A 21,534-nucleotide genomic window follows, 5' to 3' on the forward strand; every position below is an offset into this window, starting at 1 on the left:
GGCATTGAAAAACACCACCACTTATAAATCTATGCCGCACGTATATATTCAACAGGTTTATGCCAAGGATCGGAACAGATAATCTTACGCAAATCCTGTTGTTGTAACTTGGACATTGGTGAATTTGGATATTCACCAACAATAGCCTGACGCATCAATTCATACATAGAGGCCGTTAAAGCTTCTTCCGTATAACAATCAGGATAATCAGCTCTCTCTCTTGTCGCCGTTGACGGGAAAAAGCTACCTTTAAAATCTGGTTTAAAAATTGAATCCCAAACATTTAAGGATTGCCCACCCCAATCAGCCTTACCACTAAAGATACTATAAACCGGAATACTATCTGTAGAGGGACGGCATAGGCATTGGTTCACCAACTCATTCACGCGTTCTAATACTAAACCAATACTGCCCACATCACGTGCACGCCTTGCATGAGCAAACAGCTTTTGTGCTTCTTCTAAACTGTTACCAAAGGCTCTATTTTGACCGCTTTGAGGCGTATAACCAAGATGGCTTACCACTGGAACACCCACTTCAGACAAAGCTCTTACGATCTCAAACCGATCTTCTGAAAATATTTCAAGCTTTACGGCATCTGCACCAACATCCATCATTTGTAAGGCATGGTATATGGCCTTATCAGGTGTCGCTGTTGAACCATCGGGCATATCCGCCAAGACAAATGGGCGTGACGTAGATGGAAAATGCTTATTTGTTGCATCGGCTACTTCTTCGGTTAACCCTTTCATCAGATCAAAGAATTCTGCCTGTGCGTCTTCGGTTTCCAAGGATGTCTCTGACTTGCCCATATGAGTCATCAAATACGAATCCGAAATCATTACACATTCAACGCGACACGGGAAACCTTCTTCCTGCAAATATGCAGATGCCTTTGCCACTGCCGCGACTTCATAATCCCGATATAAATTAATCTTCAAACGAGGCACTTCATTTCTATCTTTATTTTGATCGGCCACATAGCCAAAAAGTTCATGAGACATGATGATAATTCCTTCCAGATGACTTGATTAGATTTTAGACTGATAAAGATCGTTAATGACTGAGATTCCGCGCTTCAGCAGGTCGGAGTCCACAGCTGTAAAACAGAGGCGTGCGTAATTTCCCATGCCCGCACCAAAAGCTTCGCCAGGTGCTAAAGAAATTCCTTGGGTGAGTAATTCATTGTAAAATTCCTGAATGCCTTTTTCACCCATCCGGGACAAATCCAAGAAGAAGTAAAATCCCCCGGAAAAGCCGCAATGAGGCACATCCAGCAGCTTTTCTGTCATTTTAGCGAGAGATAAGGTTTCGTTTCTTTGAACCAGCAGTTTTTCTTGTGGTGTTTGTAACGCCTGCCACGCCCCGAATTGAGATGGCGTTGCTATGGAATAAACAGAAAACAATCCACGTTTTTTCATATCCTTTGCACGGGATTGTGGGCTAATGACATATCCCACACGATATCCCGGCATAATATAGCTTTTAGAAAAACTATAGACTGAGAAACAGATTTCCGATCCCCCCTCCAGATCACGTGCATCGATAAATCCATCCTCACTATAGTCATAATATTCATAGGCATTATCAGCGATCAGCCAGATATTATGATCCTGACAGAAATCCACCAGAGTTTGTAACTGTTTTCGGGTCATCGAATAACCTGTTGGATTGTTCGGTGTGTTAAAATAGATCAAACGAATGCGCGGATTAATAGCCTCTTTCAAATACCCATAGATGTCTAAATCTGGATTTTTGCAGAGTTCAAGAAATAGAGGGGCTTCCAAAACATCTACATCGCATGCCTTAAAGACACCACGCGCAAACAGCCATTGAGGGGACAAAATTAAAGCCTGATCACCGGGGTTGAGGACAGATTGTGTTGCCATACTGATCCCATGTGTTGCCCCAGAACAAATCATCATCTGTTCCAGCGTAAAATCATGCCGGCCCCGATTGATATGTTCTTTTAAGATCGCTTCTTTTAAGGATTTAATCCCTTGAGGCGGCGCATGCGTATTATGTGCTAATTCAAATTCTCCATCCTTCCAGTTCCGTACATCCGGACATGGTGTGAAGGTGGTTTTTCCTTGATGCAAACCGATTATTTGATCGGCATTGGACGCTTTTAATTTCTCAACGAGACTTTCGAAAACTGAAAACTCCACATCATCTAAAGTACCTGAAGTTTTGGATAGCAAAGGGTGCTCTAACATCATTCTCTCGCTTTACTTTGAATTACTGAATTTGCTATTTACATAGCGATAGGTTCTGATTTCTGTCGCGCATTTCGGGGTTACCAACGCAGAAGCGTGCCCCGCTATTTCCGGTAATCGTCGCAAGGACCAAGTCATGTTGAGTTCGCAAATATCTTCATCTATGACTTCCAATTGAGTTAAATCTAGATTCAACCCACGCCCATCTGCCTTTACCAGGGCCTCTTTGCGACACCACCCCTCATAGAAAACATCTACCAACTGCTGTTTGGGTAGTTTCTGCATAAGAGCAATTTCTCTTTTAGAGAAAACTTGTGGCGCAATCTCCCACGGAAGATCTCTCATCTTATCTTCAACATCGACACCAACGGGACCGCAGCTAGAAACGGCAACCAACGCATATTGTTCGCTATGCGATAAGTTGAAGTGAAGCACCTGACTATCAGATAATATTGGCTTGCCGTAAGCGCCTTCTATAAACCTTAATTCTTTTGCCGATAAACCACTGTAGGCAGATAACAAGTGACGTAGAGCAGTATGCGCAACCATATATCCAATACGCCGTTTGGGGCTTACAAATCGCTGAGCACGTTGAATTTCTTGTTCAGACAGAACATTAGGTTGAATTAGCGTTGGTGCTTGAAGATCGATCAACCAAACATCTGTACTGATTCCTATAGAATTGAATTGCGCATCATCAGCAGATTGCCAATGATTACGCTCTTTGAGTTGCGCCGCCATCAACATAGATATCTGCCATTGTTATGTGAGATGCCCGGTCAGACAGCAAAAATAAAGCTGCCTCTGCCACGTCATCTGGTTGTCCTAGTTTTCCTAATGGAATGCCGGTTTTAAAAGTTTCCGGTAATCCATTAATCAATTGGTTCATCGCAACAGGATCACCCGTCATATCTGCCAACATCGGTGTAATCGTCGACCCCGGCGCCACAATGTTACAGCGAATACCATGAGGAGCCAGTTCCAGTCCTAAACAACGGGTAAACATTGTGGAGGCCGCCTTTGACGCCGCATAGGCAGACATGCCATGACGTGGAATTCCTCCCGCATTGGAACTGACTGTTACGATCGAACCGCTTTTACGCGGGATCATCACTCGCGCTAAAGCACGACCGATATTGAAAACCCCGGTAGAGTTAACCGCAAACATTGATTGCCAATCTGCATCTGACGTTTCAATCGCCAATCCAGTTTTTAAAACCCCTGCAACTGAAGCCGCCACATCAATCGGACCGAAATGCTGTTCCGCTTTTGAAACCGCAACATCGACAGCCGCGGGATCGGTAATATCTAAAACATGGTTATATATCGCTGCATCTGAAGATGGTTCTTCTGGCCATTCAATATCAGTGGCAAACACTTTCGCCCCTTGTGCAGCCAATGATTTAACAATCGCTGCCCCTATACCCCCACTTGCCCCTGAGACGAAGGCAACTTTGCCGTCAAATTCTCGTCTGATTGCGTTCATAACCAGCTTTCCACTTGCTCTAATGTGCAAGAAACGCCACAAACATCTCTCACATATTGAACAGCCAGATCATGCTTCTCACGAGAGAAATCAGCTACAGCATCAGCCACAAAAAACGGTTCAATATCCCGCATGAAGGCATCACCTGCGGTTAGTAGACAGCCGATATGTGCATAAACCCCGCAGATTATAAGCTGATCTCTATTTCTGCTTTTCATCATGGTTTCAAGATTACTGCGTTGGAACGCACTATAACGATGCTTGACCAACACATAATCTTCTTCAGATGGCGCCAAATCTTTGACAATTTTCTGATGGTTTTCCGGATCTTGCATTCCTGGCCCCCATAGGTCTGCCTGCAATCCACGATCACATCTTTCCTGTCTCACTTCTTGGGCTGTATAAAAAACCGGAATCCCAAGCTTTCGACAGTGACCAATCAAACGCTGAATATTGTTTAAAACCATATTCATAGGCTCAGCCTGTTGATCATAAGGACGTAAGAAATAATCCTGCATATCATGGATCAGCAAGGCTGCCCGATCTGCAGATAATTTCCAGTCAGGCCGTGGCTCTTGTAATTCTTCCAAGGTTGGTAAGGAGTATGTTCCGATTTGCGGTAACCCTTTTCTAATCTGGTTCATGCGATTTTCTCCTCTTCTTCCAAATGCCATTGGCGCATCTGTTCACGCAGCTCCTTACGGCTGATCTTGCCAACTGCGGTGGTATTAAACTTTTCAACAAAGATGATTTGATCAGGGATTTTGAAATCAGCGACTTCTCGCTCTCGCATCCATCGTTTCAAAGCGGCCTTTTTCGGTGCTTCACTAATCGGAATCACAAAAGCACATGACTTCTCACCCATCCCCTCATCAGGGATAGAAACAACAGTGGCATCATATACTTCTGGGTTTGCGATCAGATGACTTTCAACTTCTTCCGCGGAAATCTTCTCACCTGCACGATTGATATGATCACCAGCGCGTCCCAAAACTTCCAGATGCCCCGACGCCAGACGACGTACGATATCGCCAGTTCGATAAAACCCATCTTTGGTGAAAGACTTCTGATTTGCTTCTTCGGCATTATGATAGGCACGAATTGTATATGGACCGCGTGTCAAAAGATGCCCTGTAATTCCGTCGGCAACAGGGCGATCATTATCATCCACAACCAAAACCTCGTCAGCCGGACTAATTGGGCGACCCTGCGTTGTTGCGATAATCGTTTCATCATCATCAAAACGCGTATAATTCACCAATCCCTCAGCCATGCCGAAGACTTGTTGTAACTGACAACCAAGGATCGGCTTCACGCGTCGAGCAGTCGGTTCATCAAATTTAGCGCCACCAACCAATAAGGTTTCAAGGCTAGTGATATCTGCCACAACTTTCTTAAATTCAGCCGCATCCAACCAAAGACGCGCTAAAGGGGGCACCAACCCGGTGATTGTAACCTTTTCTTTTTCAATCAAAGGGAAACAGCTTTCTGGATTTCCAGAAGGCGCCATCACAACTTTCCCACCCGCAAATAAAGTACCCATATATCCCGGTGAACTCATTGGGAAGTTATGGGCAACTGGTAACGCCACCAAATAGACACTCTTATGGGTTACACCACAAATTTCGTTACTGGCACTGAAACTATAGATATAATCATCATGGGTTCGCGGAATTAGCTTTGGCATTCCGGTTGAACCGCCTGAAATCTGCAAGAAAGCAACTGAACACGGATCAGGATCAGGCAATGTATTATCAACAGGTGCTACACAATCTTCCAACGCAATAAACTCACCTGCGTCACCCGCAATAATGACATTTCGAATGGCTGGCACTTGCGCCTGAACATTCTTGGCAAGTTCCCGATAATCAAAACCGCCATATTCATCGACAGTCACCATTGCAACCGCTTCTGACTTTTCTGCTAAATGGCGTATCTCACTTAATCGATGTGCAGGCAAAGAATAAACAGGGATAATACCTGCTTGAAATAAGCCAAAGATAACAGGGAAGAAATCAACCACGTTCCCCATCTGCACAAGTACACGTTCACCAGGTTTAATGCCTAATTTCAAGAAACCAGCGGCATGTTCTTTTGCACGTTGCTCCAAATCCATATAGGTCAGAGATTTAGTTGCATCAACCACCGCTACGCTATCTGGATATTTACATGCACATTCACGCAACATGGAAGGGAAAGTTTGCCCTGTCCAATAACCTTCTTCTCGATAGCGCTTGATAAATTCGTCAGGCCAGATTTGGTGAACCTGTTTCATTACATACCTCCGGTCATTGTTATATTTGCTGGAATATTGAGCGCGCTCATCATCGCCCCCATTTTGGCACCTGTTTCCGCCACTTCTGACCAAGGGTCAGAGCCCGGTACGATACCTGCCCCGGCATAAAGACGTGCGGTGTTGTCCATGACCTCTGCACAACGCAAGGTCACATACCATTCCCCATCTCCGTTTGCCTCACACCAGCCAACAGCACCTGTGAAGAAATCACGGTTAAAAGGTTCAAGTTTCTCAATTGTTTCCTCCGCTTGGATTTTCGGTAACCCACAAACCGCAGGCGTCGGATGAACAGCGGCAGCCAAAATCGGCACAGGAATGTCAGGATCGCGAAGTTCGCCTTCAATACGTGTGCCCAAATGCCACATGCTTTTGGTACTGGTGAGTGTCATCCCATCAGGGCGTTTCAACATTTTGCAATAAGGCGCAAGAATATCGAGGATATATTCAACAACAATTGCATGTTCATGACGATCTTTCTCAGATCGTGACAGCCGACTTGCTGCGGCCGCATCTTCCGCTAAATCTGATACACGTCGCGCAGATCCGGCAAGGGGGTGAGAGGCAATTTTACGGCCATCTTTTGAAATAAGAAGTTCCGGTGTCGCGCCAATCATGTAACGGGCAGATGTCGTTTGCTTCGGTAAAGCAACTTGAAAAACATTAACAGCTGGATCAACTGACAATCGATTAAAGAGAGATTTTAAATCAATTGGTTGATCACATTCCGCTTCGATACAACGCGCCAAAACGATCTTGGTTAACTCATCTTTATCAACCGGATCTTTTGTTAAACATTGCAATGCAGCAGATACCGCATTTGCATAATCTTCGGCACGTGGTGCTTGGCGTACTTTCCAACTGGACGGAGAGAATGCATCTGGCTGAAACTGGCGCGGATCATGAATAATTGTATCCGCGATCCAGAGGCTATCTGGTTGATGATCGTAATGGAAAGGGAGTGCCCCAACGATTGCCTTTTTCTCATCAATATCTTGCATTACAACTGCCAGACGCTGGGCTAGTGTCTGACTGGTCCCTTCCGGCATCGCAACAGCATTTGATGTTTCCAGAACCTTACGACGGGATCGAAAGGCAAAGACAGGCTCACCAACGGTCATATCACGTTCAGGCTGAACATCCATATTTTTCATTTGTGCTTGCATCATATTCTCCTTCAGATATCAGGACGCAATTTGCGTTTCCTGTCTTCCGTCTTCAGACAGATTAGGTTGCTGGGTTTTTGACTCACGTAAATACACATCATCCATGATGCCACCGATAATGGGTCCAATCTTCTCCATCGAAGCGGGTGACATAATGTCGAAATGGGTACATTCAGGGAAATCAAACACCGCTGCAGAATTGGCATATTCTTCCCAAATCTGTTTTGGATTCACATGGGTAGGGCGCGAAAGGCCCGCAGAGAATAAGGTTACATGCCCGTCATATTTCGGGGCTTCGCCATTAGAAACCAAACCATTTGCATCACGGATATTTTGTAAAAGATGTTCAAGAATTTCAGCGCGTTCTTCTTGCAGGTCATCCTCTGCTCCACCTTGCATTTCTTCCTTAATCATATTTTCAAACTGATTAAGCCCACCTTTGGCGCCTAAAGCACGTGGGTATGTATCTAACATGCCAACAAAACGCACTTCTTTACCCATCGCTTTCAAACGCACAGCCAAGCCATAGGCAATACCGCCACCTATTGAATAACCAAGCAGATAATATGGACCTTGCGGCTGGACAGAGAGCAAGATTTCCAATTGTTTATCGCAAAGTTCTTCCAGTGATTTACTAGACGCGATTGGTCCGTTTGGGCGTGGCGATTGGAAAGCAACCAAACCTACATCATCAGGTAGGTGACGTGACAACACGTTAAATTTCCAAGAAATACCTGACCCCGGATAGAAACAGAAAAGAGGATTTCCTTCTCTTTTCTTAAACTCAAGAACCAGATCAAATCCGTCACGCGCCATGGTATTCACACGGTCCCCAAGGAAGATATGTTCTGCTAATTGTTCAATCGTCGGCATTGCAATGATTTGCCCAACAGAAATTTGAACATTGAAATCCCGTCGAATACGGGCAGCCAGTTTCATCGCCATTAGAGAATGTCCGCCAATGGCAAAGAAATCTTCGTCTGCGCCAACAATTTCCAATCCAAGTAATTCTTTGAACAAATCAGCAATAGGCTCTTCTTGCGGACCCGAAGGTGCACGCCCAAGCATACGATCATCAAATGCTGGTTTCGGTAAAGCTGCACGATCCAGCTTACCTGCAGAAGTTAATGGCATTTCATCCAGTGGGATAATGGTTGTCGGGATCATATGTTGTGGCAACAAATCACTAAGATAAGCCAATAAATTACTGATCCGCTCAAACGCACCCGTTACATAGGCTACCAATTGCATATCTGATCTGGTTTCCAAAGCCACAACAACGGCTTGATCCACATCTGGGAAGGTTCGAATTTGTGCTTCGATTTCACCTAGTTCCACACGCTGTCCCGCAATCTTGATTTGCGTATCTACACGTCCAAGATATTCCACCTGACCATCAGCACGCCATTTAGCCAGATCGCCTGTGCGATACATACGTTGTCCGTCTGACATAGGGTCAGCCACGAAACGTGATGCAGTTAGATCTGGGCGGTTAAGATATCCGATCGCCAGTTGATCACCACATAGATAAAGTTCACCTGCCACACCCGGGGATACAGGTCGTAAACAATGATCCAAAATACGAAGTTCCGTATTCCAAGCAGGATATCCAATTGGGACAATATTACTTTCTTCTGCTAGTGCCTTTGTTGCAGACGCCTGTGTCACTTCAATCGTTGCTTCTGTCGGGCCATATAAATTTAAAACTTCCGCATTGGACAGTTGAGAGAATTCCTCAACCACTTTTCGTGACAAAGCCTCTCCGACGCAGATCAATTGACGTAAAGATTTACATCTTTCAGCGTTATTACCTTCTTTCAATTCTGCCACAAAGACTTCCAACATGGATGGGACAAAATCTGTGAAAGTCACCTGATGCTTCTCAATTAAGCGAATAAGTTCAGATGTTTCCTGATGAACATTCGGAGATCCCACCACAAGACGCGCTCCACAAATGAACGGCCAGAAGAATTCCGTTAACGATACATCAAATCCGCAAGGTGTCTTTTGCAACACTGTATCTTCATCCGTTAGCGGATAAACATCCTGAACCCATAAAAGATAGTTCAATAACGCCCCATGACTGACGACGACACCTTTCGGTTGGCCTGTCGTGCCAGATGTATAAAGGATATAACAAGGATCAGATGGATGGATACCTGGATCTTCCAAATCCCGCACTTCATTATCCGGGCTATAAAGTTCATCAAATCGCAAGACCTGATGATCCCCTTCAAACATATTCTCTGTCTCATCTTCTACGATGATAATAGTAGGTTTTGAATCCCCGACCATATATTGAAGACGGGCTTGCGGATAAGATAAGTCCAGAGGTAAGAAGGTTGCACCAGCTTCACATATGCCAAGCAATGCAATACTTAATCTTGCTGATCGGTTTAAGGCAACCGCAACTACATCCCCCCGCTTCACACCCAGCTTGCGTAAGTCAGATGCAATTTCCAAGGCTTGATGTCGCACTTCTCTGAAGCTCAAACAAACGCTCTCATCGATAAGGGCTTCGGCATCTGGTGTACGCCCAACTTGCGCAAGTAATAGATCGCGCACATTGAGATCTGGGAGCGCACGATTTGTATCATTCACAAGCGCAATTTCTTGCAATTCATCAGCGGTAACAACATCTATAGACGCAAGATTTTGATCTGGATTACGTACCAACGCTTCAAGCACAACTGCCACACGCTTTGCCAAGGCTTCCACATCGTCAACGGCCCCTCTATCTTGAATGAGAAGCTTGATTTCATCGCCCGGTAAAACAACAAGCGCTAGCGGATAATGGCTATAGCCACGATTATGGAAATTCTCGACACGTAGATTGCTTCCTTTACGCAAAAAGGTATCAAAATCAGGATAGTTTTCCACAACAAGCAATGTATCAAACAAACTACCGGCCCCTGCAATTTGTTGAATTTCAGCCAATCCCAACTCATCATAAGTCATGAGTTTAATCTGTTGTTCCTGTAACTGCTTTGCTTGTTCCCATAATGGTTTATCCGCCTGAAGATTTGCCCGCACAGGCACCGTATTCAGGAACATACCGATTTGATCTTCGATACCGGGAATTGGTGCGGAACGCCCAGCAGTTGGTGTACCAAAGACCACATCATTACGTCCCAGCATTGAACCAAGCACCACAGCCCAAGCGGTTTGCATCAAACTATTTAGAGTTACACCGCGCTTCTTGGATTCTGCTTGCAAAGCCTGACTAATGTCGTGATCCAATAAATATTCGACTTCATTCAGATGATCTGTGGGTTTGATATGATCAAACAAGCGTGTGGCTTCCACTTGATCCAACGCCACCTTCCATGCGTCACGCGCTTCTGTTTGATCACGCGCCAGGAGAGATTTAATTACTGTTGAGTAGCTCGGAGAGGAAACTAGATGATCTCCAAGACCGTTTGCATAGAGATCAAATAAGTTATCCAAGATGATCGGCGCAGACCATCCATCAACGATAATGTGATGCACCACCAAAATAAGCACATTGTAATCTGGTCCTAGTTTGACCAGCTCCGCATGCATTAACTGACAAAATTCGTTGGTAATTAGCTCTTTGCTAACCGCTTCAGCTTCAATGCGTAAAATCTCTTCTTCCTGTTGCTTTTTAGGCAAGTTGGAAAGATCATGTTCATAAAGCGGCCAATGCTCATCCCCCGTTAGTTTTGGCAAAATCAGGTTTGGCTCATCACCAATGGAACTATTGAAGATACCTGTTAGGTGAGGATGTTTTTGCAACAATCCGTTTAATGCATTTTGAAGTTTGGACGTATCCAATTCACCACGGAGATAGAGACGTGTGTGAGAATTGTATTGCCCACCGCCTAAACCTGATTGTGACTGGAACAAAACACCTTTCTGGGAAGGCAGTAATGGTACAACATCCTCAATCACGCCATAGACTGAACTCAATTCTGCAAGCATTTCTGATGTAACTGTTTCAGTGGCTTCCTCATCAGGTTGAAGATCAGATAACAACGCCAAACGTTGGGAAATAGATTTAATTGATTTTCCTTCGAAGATATCGCGTGGGCTCAAAAAATATCCTTCTTTTCGAACCGCATTACACAATACCATGGCGGTGATACTATCGCCTCCCAAGGCAAAGAAATCGGCCTCAACACCAACCGCATTAAGTTTGAGCAACTTCGCGACCTGATCTGCAATCAGATGCTCTTCCGTTGTTTGTGGCTTGATATCCACAGAAATTTGCGGAGAAGGTAAACGATGGCGGTCAATTTTCCCAATTGGTGTTAACGGGAACTCATCCAAGACCACCAAGGCCGCAGGCACCATATAGTCAGGTAATTCTTCGCTTAATCGATGACGAATACTTTCCGCATCAAGTGTTTTGCCTGCCTTTGGCGTACAATACGCCACCAAACGTTTGATATGTCCTAAATCCTCAACAATCACCAAGGATTGTTGTACCGAAGGGCGTGCTTCAATGGCCATTTCAATTTCGGGAATTTCAATACGATATCCACGAATTTTAACTTGATGATCACTACGCCCCAGATATTCCAATTTACCGTCTGTGTTATAACGTACTAGATCTCCAGTACGATACATCACTTCCCCATCTTTATAGGGATGTGCGACAAACCGTTGCGCTGTTAAATCTGGACGATTGATATATCCTGCGGCAATGCCGGGACCAGAAAGATAAAGCTCCCCAACGCCACCGGGAACGACTTCTTCAAGACGTGTATCAAACACATGAGCTTGCGCGCCATGGATAGGATTACCGATAACCGGGCTTTCGTTTTCGTGGAGGTATGCAAGAACCGCATCTACCGTAAATTCGGTTGGGCCATAGGCATTCCAAACTTGAAGATCAGGATAACTTCTAAGTAATTCCCATAAGTTACCGGGGATTGCTTCGCCGCCAATTGTAATCATCGTTGGGTGATGGCGCCCGTTTTCAAACAAACCACTTTCAACCATTTGCCCACAAAGGGACGGTGTCAAATCTAACGAGTCAAATTTTTGTTTATCAGCCTCTAAGGCAAGCGCGTGGGCATCACGGCGCATATCCTCATCTAGAATATGAACCTCTTGTCCAAGCAACAGCCAGAACAACATCAACCAGCAGCTATCAAAAGCGAAAGTATGAGTATGGGCGGCGCGTAACACACGTTCAGGATAGTTTTCTTTTACTTGCGCTAAAGCTGGTAGATAGACTTGGTCTAGTTCTCCTTTAAACAGGCTTAATAAAGATGAATGTCTAATAACAACACCTTTTGGTCGTCCCGTTGAACCAGAAGTGAAGATTACATAAGCTGTATCGGCTGCACTCAAAGGCGCCAATCGCTCGTCGGATGAAATCACATCCGGCTTGAGAGTTGTTAATGTCTCTAAAAGCTGTGGATTATCCAGATACAATTTCGACACGGAAGAAGGTAAAGATTGATCGCCTTCACGATTGGTTAAAACCAGTTTTGGATCCGCATCTTCAAATATGTCACTGATACGCGATTGGGGGTAATTGATATCTAAAGGCAGATAAGTTGCACCAGTCGCCATGATAGCAAATGTGGCGATCACGCATTCTTCGGACCGTGGCAAAGCAACTGCAATACAATCACCCCTTCCAAGTCCCGCATTTATCAAATGCCGAGCAAGTCGAAAGACCGCATCTGACATTTCTTGATAGGAAAGTGATTTATCCTCATAAACCAATGATGTCGCATGAGGTGTTTTTGCCACCTGCTCAGAAAAAGCGTCAACAATTGTCGTCCAATTAGATGTATTGGCAAGAGGCTTAACTGTAGACCATGTCGCAAGATTTTCCTTGTCTATAGCTGACATCAGATCAAGCCTATCCAAACTACCAGTTGGATCTTGGATAAATCCTTCTAACAATCCCTGTAAACGGGTTGCGTGCTGAACTAACTCTTCCCTCGAATAAAGTGCGCCATCCGCACGTAATTCAATTGAAACGCGGCCATTATTCGTCAACAAGCCAAATTCGATATCTTCCACAGGACCAGTCGCTAAATGTTCCGTTTCCCCGCGCACATCGCCAAACATCAAGTCATAATCAAACATGCGATAATTGACGACTGGTCCAAATAGACGACGGCCGCTACCAACCATTCCGATATCACGTTGAATCAGGACGGTGTCATAACGTTGATGGCGGCGAATTTTGCGCATATTCTTTGCCACATTAAGCGCCATTTCCACGATCGACTGATCAGGATCAACAGGTACACGTAGAGGCAAGATATTCACCATAGGCGCAGAAGAGGCAATTGCAGCCGATCCCATACGACGCATGAATGGCACACCAATCACTTGTTCCGGTTGTCCGGTCATACGTGCCAAATACACAGCAACTGTTGCGATCAATAGATCAACACTTGCGATATTCTGTTCAATGTTTTCAAGTGATTGAACACTGCCTGCACCTAATGTGCGTATCTCAGTTAAAATGGGTTGCTCATCACCAGTTTTAGGGTCAGAAGGCACCCGCGCAACAGGGGGTAAATCGGAACAATATTCTGACCAAAAAGTGCGATCCCGGTCAAACGCCTTAGATGCACAGTAAGCTTCATATTCCTCAAGAACGGCTGGTGTTCCCTCATAAGGCGAAGCAGTTGGCGCCTCATCCTTGACTAAGGCTGAATAGATTTCAGCTGTACGTCTGGTCAAGGCCGTAAAACTATAGCCATCCAGCATGATATGATGATAACGTTGATACCAAATCCATCGAGGCTCATCATCAACATCACTCATACGCATAATAATATGACGTGCTAGCGGCTTATTTCCACCGGATCTCAATTCAGCATCTATGTCACTTTGCGTAAGGTGGCGCATTTCCCCTTCAGGATTGGTATGTGAACGTAAATCTAAAATCTCGATATAAATATCTTCAAGATTTACGGCACCAAATTCCTGCATACCAACATCATGATTAAAGAAATACTTTGCAGTAATACTATCTGCTTCTGACATGCCTTTACGGATTGCTTCAGACAGAATATTCGCATCAATTTCTCCACACATTTCCACGTTATGCGCAATGGTAAAGAGATTGCCTTTGTCAGATACTTGATCCGCCAGCCAAATACCTGATTGCGTGTTCAAAAGTGGAAATGAATTCATAATAGTCTCCGGCAAATTCACTCAAATATTGAAAAGAAGTCTAATTATTTCACCGATGTTAACGGTTTCACCCAAACGGCGTTGATATGTGCCAAACATTCATCACGCTCCGCTGGCCCAAAGGTAATATCCCAACCAGTTGGAACTTCCTTAAATTCAGGCCAAAGACTGTATTCACCTTTGCCATTCTTCAACGCCAAGAAGGTCAAACGATTATCATCAAAAGGGTTCTGAACACCGCTCTCAAACATGATTAAACTCCTCTCGCCTGAAAAATACATTGCCAGATGCCGTCGATAGAAAGTGACTTAGCAAGATCTTCAAACTTCACTTCAACGCCCCCCTCTCTAAGCCCCGTGACCAACTTCATCACATCGATAGATGTCAGGCCGTAATCCATCAGATTTTCATCAAATTCCGGCTCTTCGTCTAAAAGAGGAAGAAGATGATCGAATAGCTCCTCTTTAGAGTTCAAAGGCGCAGATAAAGTAATTTTTGGATTATCGTTTGAATTTAGCAATTTCAAACCCTCTATTTATAGTTGTATAAAAATGTATAAATTTCCTACTTTTAAGCCTGTTAAAATCAGTCCTATTTCGGATCTAATCTTTCAATTTTGACACCTAACCAACTGGTTCTGGCGTTTCAATTTCTTGACGTAATGGCAAAATCAACCGCAACAAAATAACCAGCGACATAATCACAAAGCCATAAATGATTAACGCTTCAGACGGGATAAACATGCCAGTCATGCTGCCAAAGATCATTGCTCCAAATATCATCCCAAGGTTTTCTTGAGCCATGTAAAGAGAGTTAACTCTGCCGAGATGGCTATCCGGCGTTGCCTTTTGCACCAAGGCCATTTGCACAACACCAACAGCACCAAGGGCTGCACCAAAAATTATCAATAGACACAAGACAACGATTAAACTTGAAAGATATCCAATACCCATAATCGCAATTGCAGCCGTTACACAGAGACCGGTAAGTGCCAATCCTGGTCGCTTCAATTCACTGACGGAGCGACTGAAGAACGCTCCCAATACTGTTCCCGCAGGCACCGCAGCATATAACAGACCCGCCGCCATATCCGGATCGAATCCACTTTGCTCTGCAAGAAACGGGAAAACAGTTCTAATTGCTGGCGATAATGCCATAAGTCCGCCCATACCAAATAGGCACAGCAATGCTTTATTGCCGCCAACAATTTTCAAGGCATCAAAAATCATGGAAAGCGGATTACCCTTTTTACTTTTTGCGGGCGCCAAAGATGGCAAGCCCCACAAAGAAATGACAGTCAATAATGTCATGAAAGCTGCAAAGGCATAATTCCAACTTACAGACCATAAAGCGATCACCAAGCCACCAAGCGCAGGTGATGCAATAGTTGCAAATCTTGTCACAATCATGGTTAAAGCCGTCGCCGGAGCCATCTTCTCACGCCCAACGATCTGAACCATAGCCCCTAACAATCCCGCAACACCCAACGCCCCAAAGAACCCATCCCAAAGAACAAGAACATAAATAGCAAGAATTGAAGGTTCCGGAAGGATGCTATTGATAAACAAGCCGAGGAATCCCAGCCCACAAACGCTACGTGCAAATAAGATGAGACGACGACGATCATAAGTGTCCGACAAAGTACCGCCTAGCATCAACCCTGATAACATTCCAAAACTCAGCAACGCCATCACCACGCTCACAGAAAAGCTGGAATTTGTCAGGTTATATGTCTGAACAGGTATACCGACGGAGAGAAAGCCTAATCCCATTAATGAAATACCGCGTGCAATCATCACACGTCTAAAGACGGGATTTTCACGCAGAATTGTCATATCTATCATATGCTTAGATAAAGCCATCAATGAATACCTTAGCGCCTAAGAAGTTTTCAGAACTGTAGATTAAAAATAATCAATCGACATATATCGTCGTTAATAATGATTATTAATATCAACAAATTTTGACCAGCACTAGCATTGATATGTTTGCAAATCAGCCATAATTCTTTGCAAATGACACGTTGAAATTCAAAATTTCAGATCAACAAATCATTTAAATTTTTTAGATATAGCCTTATTGATATCTCTATTTTATCGCAGAAATACTTGCCGTATAGACCGATAAACAATCCAAGTTGCGATGGCTGCTGCAACATGTTTCAGACTATGCCCACTTACGAACCCTAAAGTTAGTTGATAAAATTGCAAATCGAAATGTTCCAGAATTTTTGCAATTGCATACCATAAGAAAACATAACTAAGCATACTAACTTTCATGATCTCTGCCTGGCGATACATCCAGCAAATCAATCCAATAAGAATAACCGGAAAGAATTGTATAAAGGCATAGGCGCGCAAGTCTCCTACGCCCATATTTTCGGTGATGACCCAATATAAAATACTTAGCGCTCCAAGTAGTAGAGAAATTGGCAAAACAACTTTCTGGCCTATTCGGGCATCAATCCGATCGATAACCACCATAGAGAAAAACGCCATAAATGCGATAGTCATAGGCAGACGGTCCCAGACTAAAGTCATATTGTTAGGATCAAGATGATAATACCCTGACCCTAACCCAACCAATCCAACGCCAATAAAAAATACCAAGGATACAAGCCTATATTTTAAGTATTCATCCTTCATTTGTAGTGATTCACGAATACCTAATACCCCGATTATCAAGAAGAATATATTACTTAAAACATTCAAAAAATGATCAATACCCAACATATTCCTTTGATCCGCAAAGTTATGATACGAGATATCTTGTGCAATGGGATAGGTCATCGCCTTCAATGAGATAAAGAAAAGCAATGGTATCCAGAAAATGAGTATAACTTCCTTTTTAAACATCACGTTCAATTAACCTAATTCTTCATCAACCAGTTTTTGAATGCTTACATAATCCGTCTTGCCCGTCCCTAACACTGGCAACTGATCAACTGTCAGAATTTGTTTCGGGATCATTAATTCTACCATACCTTCTGATTTGGCTGCTTCAGATAAAGCTTTTCTTTCAAGTGCGGCATTTTCTGTCACTAAAACTAAAGCTTCCCCTTTCTTGGGATCAGGTATTGTAACAACAGCATGCATTTGATCAGACCAGTTTTTGGCAATAAAGGTTTCCACAGCACCCAATGAGACCATTTCACCTGCAATCTTGGCAAATCGCTTGGCGCGTCCTTTAATGGTTACAAAACCTTCTGCATCAATATCTACAATGTCACCTGTATCATATCGTCCATTCAAAGGTGGCAGGATTTCACCCGGTTTTTCAGCAAGCATGTATCCTTTCATCACATTTGGGCCTGAAACGATCAGCTTTCCACCCTCCTCAATACCCGGCACTGGTTCCAGTTCTGCTTTTAATCCCGGCATTAAACGACCAACAGTTCCGGCCTTGAAATGCATAGCGGTATTGGTGGAAAGAACGGGTGAGGTTTCTGTTGCACCATAGCCTTCAAGGATACGTAAGCCGAATTTCTCAGACCAAACTCTACGCGTTTCATCTTTGACTTTTTCTGCCCCTGCAAAAACATATCTCACGGCATAGAAATCATATGGATGTGCGACTTTGGCGTATCCGGTCAAGAAAGTATCCGTACCAAACATAATGGTCGCATTACTATCATATACTAATGCAGGCACGATCCGATAATGTAGGGGGGATGGATATAGAAACGTTTTGATACCAGACAGAATAGGTAACAACATCCCGCCTGTTAATCCAAATGAATGGAAAATTGGCAAGGCGTTAAACACGATATCCTTTGGGTTAAAATCCACACATGCAGCTAACTGAAATCTATTGGACAGTAAGTTTTGATGGCTCAAAACCACACCTTTTGGAACACCTTCCGAACCGGATGTGAATAAGATAACAGCCGGATCTTCCGATGAAACCTCTCTAGCCTTATGAATTTCACCTGCAAACGGAAGGGATAGTAGACCAACGATTTTGTCTAGGAAGTTAATCTTCTGTTTTATATCTTCCAAATACACCAGTTCCGTATGCTCAGAAATTGCATCGACTAAATCTTCCAGCTTACCCAGTTCTATAAACCGTCTAGAAGTCAGAACCTTCTTAATCTTGCCTGTTTGGCAGGCGGATACCAAATTTGCAGAGCCTGTAGAGAAATTTAACATAGCCGGCACGTAACCGAATGCTTGTAAGGCAAAGAAAACCACAGAAGCACCAACACTATTTGGTAATAGCACGCCTGTAACTTCACCTTTTGAAAGGAAAGATTTAAGTTTCCGTCCTAAAACCAAACTTCCTAAAACAAGCTTCTTATAGGATAAAGGTTTACGTTCAATATCTTCAACTGCAAGACTAGACGCACCATGAATGGCCTTTGTGTCCAACAAAGTCTCAAACAATGTCTGTTGATTATTCTGTGTTTCGAAAATCAAAGTTGTCATCACATCATATAATTTTTGGCTGGCCATTTGCCGACGCTCACGTCCAAAAACTTCGGCAGGGATCTCAAATTGACGCGGCTCCTGAATAGTAATTGTAATTTTCGCGAAAAGACGACGACGCACAGTGCCTTTAAGACGTGAGAAAATTGTATATTGTGCACCATCAATCCGGATCGGCACCATAGGTGCATTTGCCTTATCAGCAATCAATCCTGGACCTTCATAAATCTTCATCAGCGCGCCGGTCGTAGTAATACGCCCTTCTGGGAAAATCACGCAATGGCGCCCGTCATCTACCGCCTTTATCAAAGATTTAATTGCCATCGGATTTGTAGGATCCATTGGATAGGCATCCACAATTTTCAAGAAAGGCTGTATCCACCAGCTTTGAGCTACATGACTATCGACAGCAAAAGTAGGCTTACGCGGCAAGAAAACCGCTAATAATACCGCATCTAGAAAAGAGACATGATTAACAACAATCACCGCTTTTTCATCTAGGGTTTTATAATGCTCTAGTCCTTTGACCTCCACCTTGTAACAAAGCTTCAAAATCACTTTAAGGGCCATTTTCACAATAGCATCAGGTAATAACCCACAAATGTAGACGGCCACAAATGCGTTCAATATTCCAAGTATCAAGAATACGTCGATGACAGATAAGTTAACCGCCAACATCACAGTTGCAGCCAAAGCGCCAACCACCATGAACGCTGCGTTCAAAATATTATTGGCAGCAACAATACGGGATCTTTGCTGTTCAGAACTTCTATTTTGCATAATCGCATAGAGCGGCACGATAAACAGCCCTGCACAAATCGCAATCGCAACTAAATCTGCAATGATACGGATCGCAGACAGTGTCCCAATGAACTCATAGGCACCGATAAATTCTTGACCAACGGTCGGCTGATATCCACTGACTGCGAAATAGAGATCTATAATGAAGATTGACATCCCGACAGCCCCAAGCGGAACATATTGTGCCGAGATTTCGCCTTTCAAAAGCTTGTGGCAAATCATGGAACCGATCGCAATGCCGATCGAAAAAACAGCAAGAAATAGAGTTACAACCTCTTCATTTGCACCTAAATATCCTTTGGCAAGATTTGGAAATTGCGCCAAGAATGTTGCACCAACAAGCCAAAACCAGGAGATCCCCATAATAGATAAAAAGACGTCTTTTCTTTCACGTGCAAGCGCGATCGTTTTAAAGGATTGTCCTAGGAAGTTAAGGTTAATTTTTAAATCAGGATCCGCAATATTGGTTTTTGGAATAGGTAAACTGGTCAACCATCCAAGAATGGCAAAACCAACAATCGCAATCGAAATGATCAACGCGCCATTTTCACCTAAAATATATAAACCACCAAAGATCGTACCAATCAAAATGGCAAGAAAAGTCCCGGCTTCAATTAAGGCATTACCGCCAAGCAACTCATCTTCTTTCAAATGATCCGGCAAAATAGAATATTTCACAGGTCCAAAGGAGGTTGACTGTAATCCCATTAAAAATAGTACAAATAATAGAAAATATGGCTGTCCGAAAAAAATCCCATAGGCACCAAATATCATAATTAAAATTTCGGCAAATTTGATAAATGAAATGAGCCGCGACTTTTCAAATCTGTCAGCGATTTGTCCTGCCAAGGCAGAAAACAAGAAAAACGGCAGAATAAAAATCCCAGCAGCTAGTGTGATCATTAACTGACCGTCTAATCCCGCCTGATCTGCCAATTTGTAGACAATCAAAATCACCAACGCATTCTTGAAAACATTATCATTCATTGCGCCCAAAAACTGAGTCAAAAACAGAGGTAAAAACCTCTTACTACCCAGAATATTGAAATTGCCATCACCCATTTTTTATCTCCAAAGACCGGATATACCCTCGGCCTGTTTCTAAAACTTCGTATTTTCCAAGAATTGCTTTACAGCTGAAGCTGTCGCTTCCTGATATAATAATGTGGAATGTAGTCCTTTGATTTTAAGAAAATCATCTGCCCCCTCTAGATGCGTTTCTTTTAGCGAAACTACCATGTCATCATTACCAGTTACAAAAAGATTATACCCCTCATCGCCTGAAGAAACTCCGGCAATAATACCGACAGGAATGTTCAGTGATGGAAAGTTGGGTGCAATATCTGATGTCAATTGTTGCCCAGATACACCATATACTAACTGGTAAAATAAACTCTCTTTCAATTCATCCGCAATCTGTGAACCCTGATTTGGTGGGGCAATCATGACCACGTTACTTATGTCAAATAAATCTTGATCCAAATCGCGTCTCCCTAACGCCTGCCTCAAAACCAAACCACCCATCGAATGAGAAACAAATGAAACCGTTTCAACATTTTCCAGTTGATCCAGAAGAATGTTTAAATTTTCTGCATGCTCCTCAATTGTAAGTCGGGTACTGGCATAGCTAATAGCCGTTGTTTCATATCCTGCCTGACGTAAATTTTCTTCCAAAAATGAAAATGATCCTGCGGAACGTAAAATTCCATGTACGAAGATTACTAAATGTCCCGCTTTTCTATCTCCAAAAGCTTTAGAGAGAACTTGTTGGCATTCCTTCAAACTTCCCCAAGTGACACGCCTGTCATTTTCATCCAAAAGGCGATAATGACCTGTTAAAACGTTTTCCTGAAGGCGCCAGTCATTTTGAATCTGAACATCAGACCAGATTTGCTTTCCTCCAAGTGTCGGAATAGAAAAACTTTCCTTTGCCCCCGCAATGACAGATATCATACAAATAATAATCACTGCCAATCCGCCAAGAAATCTTCTTTGTCTATTAAGGCGCATAACTTCC

14 protein-coding genes are annotated in these 21,534 nt (G+C 43.5%); all 14 read right to left on the reverse strand.

Going from position 1 to position 21,534, the window contains the following annotated elements; translation table 11 throughout:
• Positions 1-29: 29 nt before the first annotated feature.
• A complete protein-coding gene (locus tag ACOQOA_RS08010) occupies positions 30-1,004 on the reverse strand; it encodes a 3-methyl-2-oxobutanoate hydroxymethyltransferase (protein WP_420548123.1) in 975 nt (324 codons plus the stop codon).
• Positions 1,005-1,031: 27 nt separating this feature from the next.
• Entirely contained in the window at positions 1,032-2,219 is a 1,188-nt protein-coding gene (locus ACOQOA_RS08015; protein ID WP_420548124.1) for a pyridoxal phosphate-dependent aminotransferase, read from the reverse strand.
• A 9-nt stretch (positions 2,220-2,228) separates the two neighbouring features.
• Entirely contained in the window at positions 2,229-2,957 is a 729-nt protein-coding gene (locus ACOQOA_RS08020; RefSeq protein ID WP_420548125.1) for a 4'-phosphopantetheinyl transferase family protein, read from the reverse strand.
• Positions 2,932-3,702, reverse strand: a complete 771-nt coding sequence (locus ACOQOA_RS08025) for a 2,3-dihydro-2,3-dihydroxybenzoate dehydrogenase (protein WP_420548126.1) — start codon at positions 3,700-3,702, stop codon at positions 2,932-2,934. Before ACOQOA_RS08025 ends, ACOQOA_RS08020 begins: the two co-directional genes overlap by 26 nt.
• Complete coding sequence (locus ACOQOA_RS08030; protein WP_420548127.1) at positions 3,699-4,346, reverse strand: isochorismatase family protein; 648 nt, start codon at positions 4,344-4,346, stop codon at positions 3,699-3,701. Before ACOQOA_RS08030 ends, ACOQOA_RS08025 begins: the two co-directional genes overlap by 4 nt.
• The gene (locus ACOQOA_RS08035) at positions 4,343-5,977 is read right to left on the reverse strand and encodes a (2,3-dihydroxybenzoyl)adenylate synthase (protein ID WP_420548128.1); all 1,635 of its coding nucleotides are present in this window, start codon (positions 5,975-5,977) and stop codon (positions 4,343-4,345) included. Before ACOQOA_RS08035 ends, ACOQOA_RS08030 begins: the two co-directional genes overlap by 4 nt.
• Entirely contained in the window at positions 5,977-7,164 is a 1,188-nt protein-coding gene (locus ACOQOA_RS08040) for an isochorismate synthase (protein WP_420548129.1), read from the reverse strand. Before ACOQOA_RS08040 ends, ACOQOA_RS08035 begins: the two co-directional genes overlap by 1 nt.
• A gap of 15 nt (positions 7,165-7,179) precedes the next feature.
• Positions 7,180-14,292 (reverse strand): amino acid adenylation domain-containing protein, encoded by a 7,113-nt coding sequence (locus ACOQOA_RS08045; RefSeq protein ID WP_420548130.1) that lies wholly within the window; start codon positions 14,290-14,292, stop codon positions 7,180-7,182.
• A 44-nt stretch (positions 14,293-14,336) separates the two neighbouring features.
• A complete protein-coding gene (locus tag ACOQOA_RS08050) occupies positions 14,337-14,543 on the reverse strand; it encodes an MbtH family protein (protein WP_420548131.1) in 207 nt (68 codons plus the stop codon).
• Between the two features lie 2 nt (positions 14,544-14,545).
• Complete coding sequence (locus tag ACOQOA_RS08055) at positions 14,546-14,812, reverse strand: phosphopantetheine-binding protein (protein WP_420548132.1); 267 nt, start codon at positions 14,810-14,812, stop codon at positions 14,546-14,548.
• Between the two features lie 103 nt (positions 14,813-14,915).
• Positions 14,916-16,154 (reverse strand): enterobactin transporter EntS, encoded by a 1,239-nt coding sequence (entS, locus tag ACOQOA_RS08060; RefSeq protein ID WP_420548133.1) that lies wholly within the window; start codon positions 16,152-16,154, stop codon positions 14,916-14,918.
• A 231-nt stretch (positions 16,155-16,385) separates the two neighbouring features.
• The gene (locus ACOQOA_RS08065) at positions 16,386-17,147 is read right to left on the reverse strand and encodes a ceramidase domain-containing protein (protein WP_420550097.1); all 762 of its coding nucleotides are present in this window, start codon (positions 17,145-17,147) and stop codon (positions 16,386-16,388) included.
• 9 nt (positions 17,148-17,156) lie between these two features.
• On the reverse strand, positions 17,157-20,579 hold the full coding sequence (locus ACOQOA_RS08070) for an acyl-[ACP]--phospholipid O-acyltransferase (RefSeq protein ID WP_420548134.1): 3,423 nt from the start codon (positions 20,577-20,579) through the stop codon (positions 17,157-17,159).
• A gap of 39 nt (positions 20,580-20,618) precedes the next feature.
• Entirely contained in the window at positions 20,619-21,527 is a 909-nt protein-coding gene (locus ACOQOA_RS08075) for an esterase/lipase family protein (RefSeq protein ID WP_420548135.1), read from the reverse strand.
• Between the last annotated feature and the right edge of the window lie 7 nt (positions 21,528-21,534).

The sequence above is a fragment of the Curvivirga sp. genome, assembly GCF_965219885.1.
Taxonomy (GTDB): domain Bacteria; phylum Pseudomonadota; class Alphaproteobacteria; order UBA8366; family Aestuariispiraceae; genus Curvivirga.

What these genes read in the sequence shown, in the direction of transcription:
- ACOQOA_RS08010 (WP_420548123.1), bottom strand. Translation starts at nt 1,004, where the DNA reads ATGTCTCATGAACTTTTTGGCTATGTGGCCGATCAAAATAAAGATAGA.
- ACOQOA_RS08015 (WP_420548124.1), bottom strand. Translation starts at nt 2,219, where the DNA reads ATGATGTTAGAGCACCCTTTGCTATCCAAAACTTCAGGTACTTTAGAT.
- ACOQOA_RS08020 (WP_420548125.1), bottom strand. Translation starts at nt 2,957, where the DNA reads ATGGCGGCGCAACTCAAAGAGCGTAATCATTGGCAATCTGCTGATGAT.
- ACOQOA_RS08025 (WP_420548126.1), bottom strand. Translation starts at nt 3,702, where the DNA reads ATGAACGCAATCAGACGAGAATTTGACGGCAAAGTTGCCTTCGTCTCA.
- ACOQOA_RS08030 (WP_420548127.1), bottom strand. Translation starts at nt 4,346, where the DNA reads ATGAACCAGATTAGAAAAGGGTTACCGCAAATCGGAACATACTCCTTA.
- ACOQOA_RS08035 (WP_420548128.1), bottom strand. Translation starts at nt 5,977, where the DNA reads ATGAAACAGGTTCACCAAATCTGGCCTGACGAATTTATCAAGCGCTAT.
- ACOQOA_RS08040 (WP_420548129.1), bottom strand. Translation starts at nt 7,164, where the DNA reads ATGATGCAAGCACAAATGAAAAATATGGATGTTCAGCCTGAACGTGAT.
- ACOQOA_RS08045 (WP_420548130.1), bottom strand. Translation starts at nt 14,292, where the DNA reads ATGAATTCATTTCCACTTTTGAACACGCAATCAGGTATTTGGCTGGCG.
- ACOQOA_RS08050 (WP_420548131.1), bottom strand. Translation starts at nt 14,543, where the DNA reads ATGTTTGAGAGCGGTGTTCAGAACCCTTTTGATGATAATCGTTTGACC.
- entS (WP_420548133.1), bottom strand. Translation starts at nt 16,154, where the DNA reads ATGGCTTTATCTAAGCATATGATAGATATGACAATTCTGCGTGAAAAT.
- ACOQOA_RS08065 (WP_420550097.1), bottom strand. Translation starts at nt 17,147, where the DNA reads ATGTTTAAAAAGGAAGTTATACTCATTTTCTGGATACCATTGCTTTTC.
- ACOQOA_RS08070 (WP_420548134.1), bottom strand. Translation starts at nt 20,579, where the DNA reads ATGGGTGATGGCAATTTCAATATTCTGGGTAGTAAGAGGTTTTTACCT.
- ACOQOA_RS08075 (WP_420548135.1), bottom strand. Translation starts at nt 21,527, where the DNA reads ATGCGCCTTAATAGACAAAGAAGATTTCTTGGCGGATTGGCAGTGATT.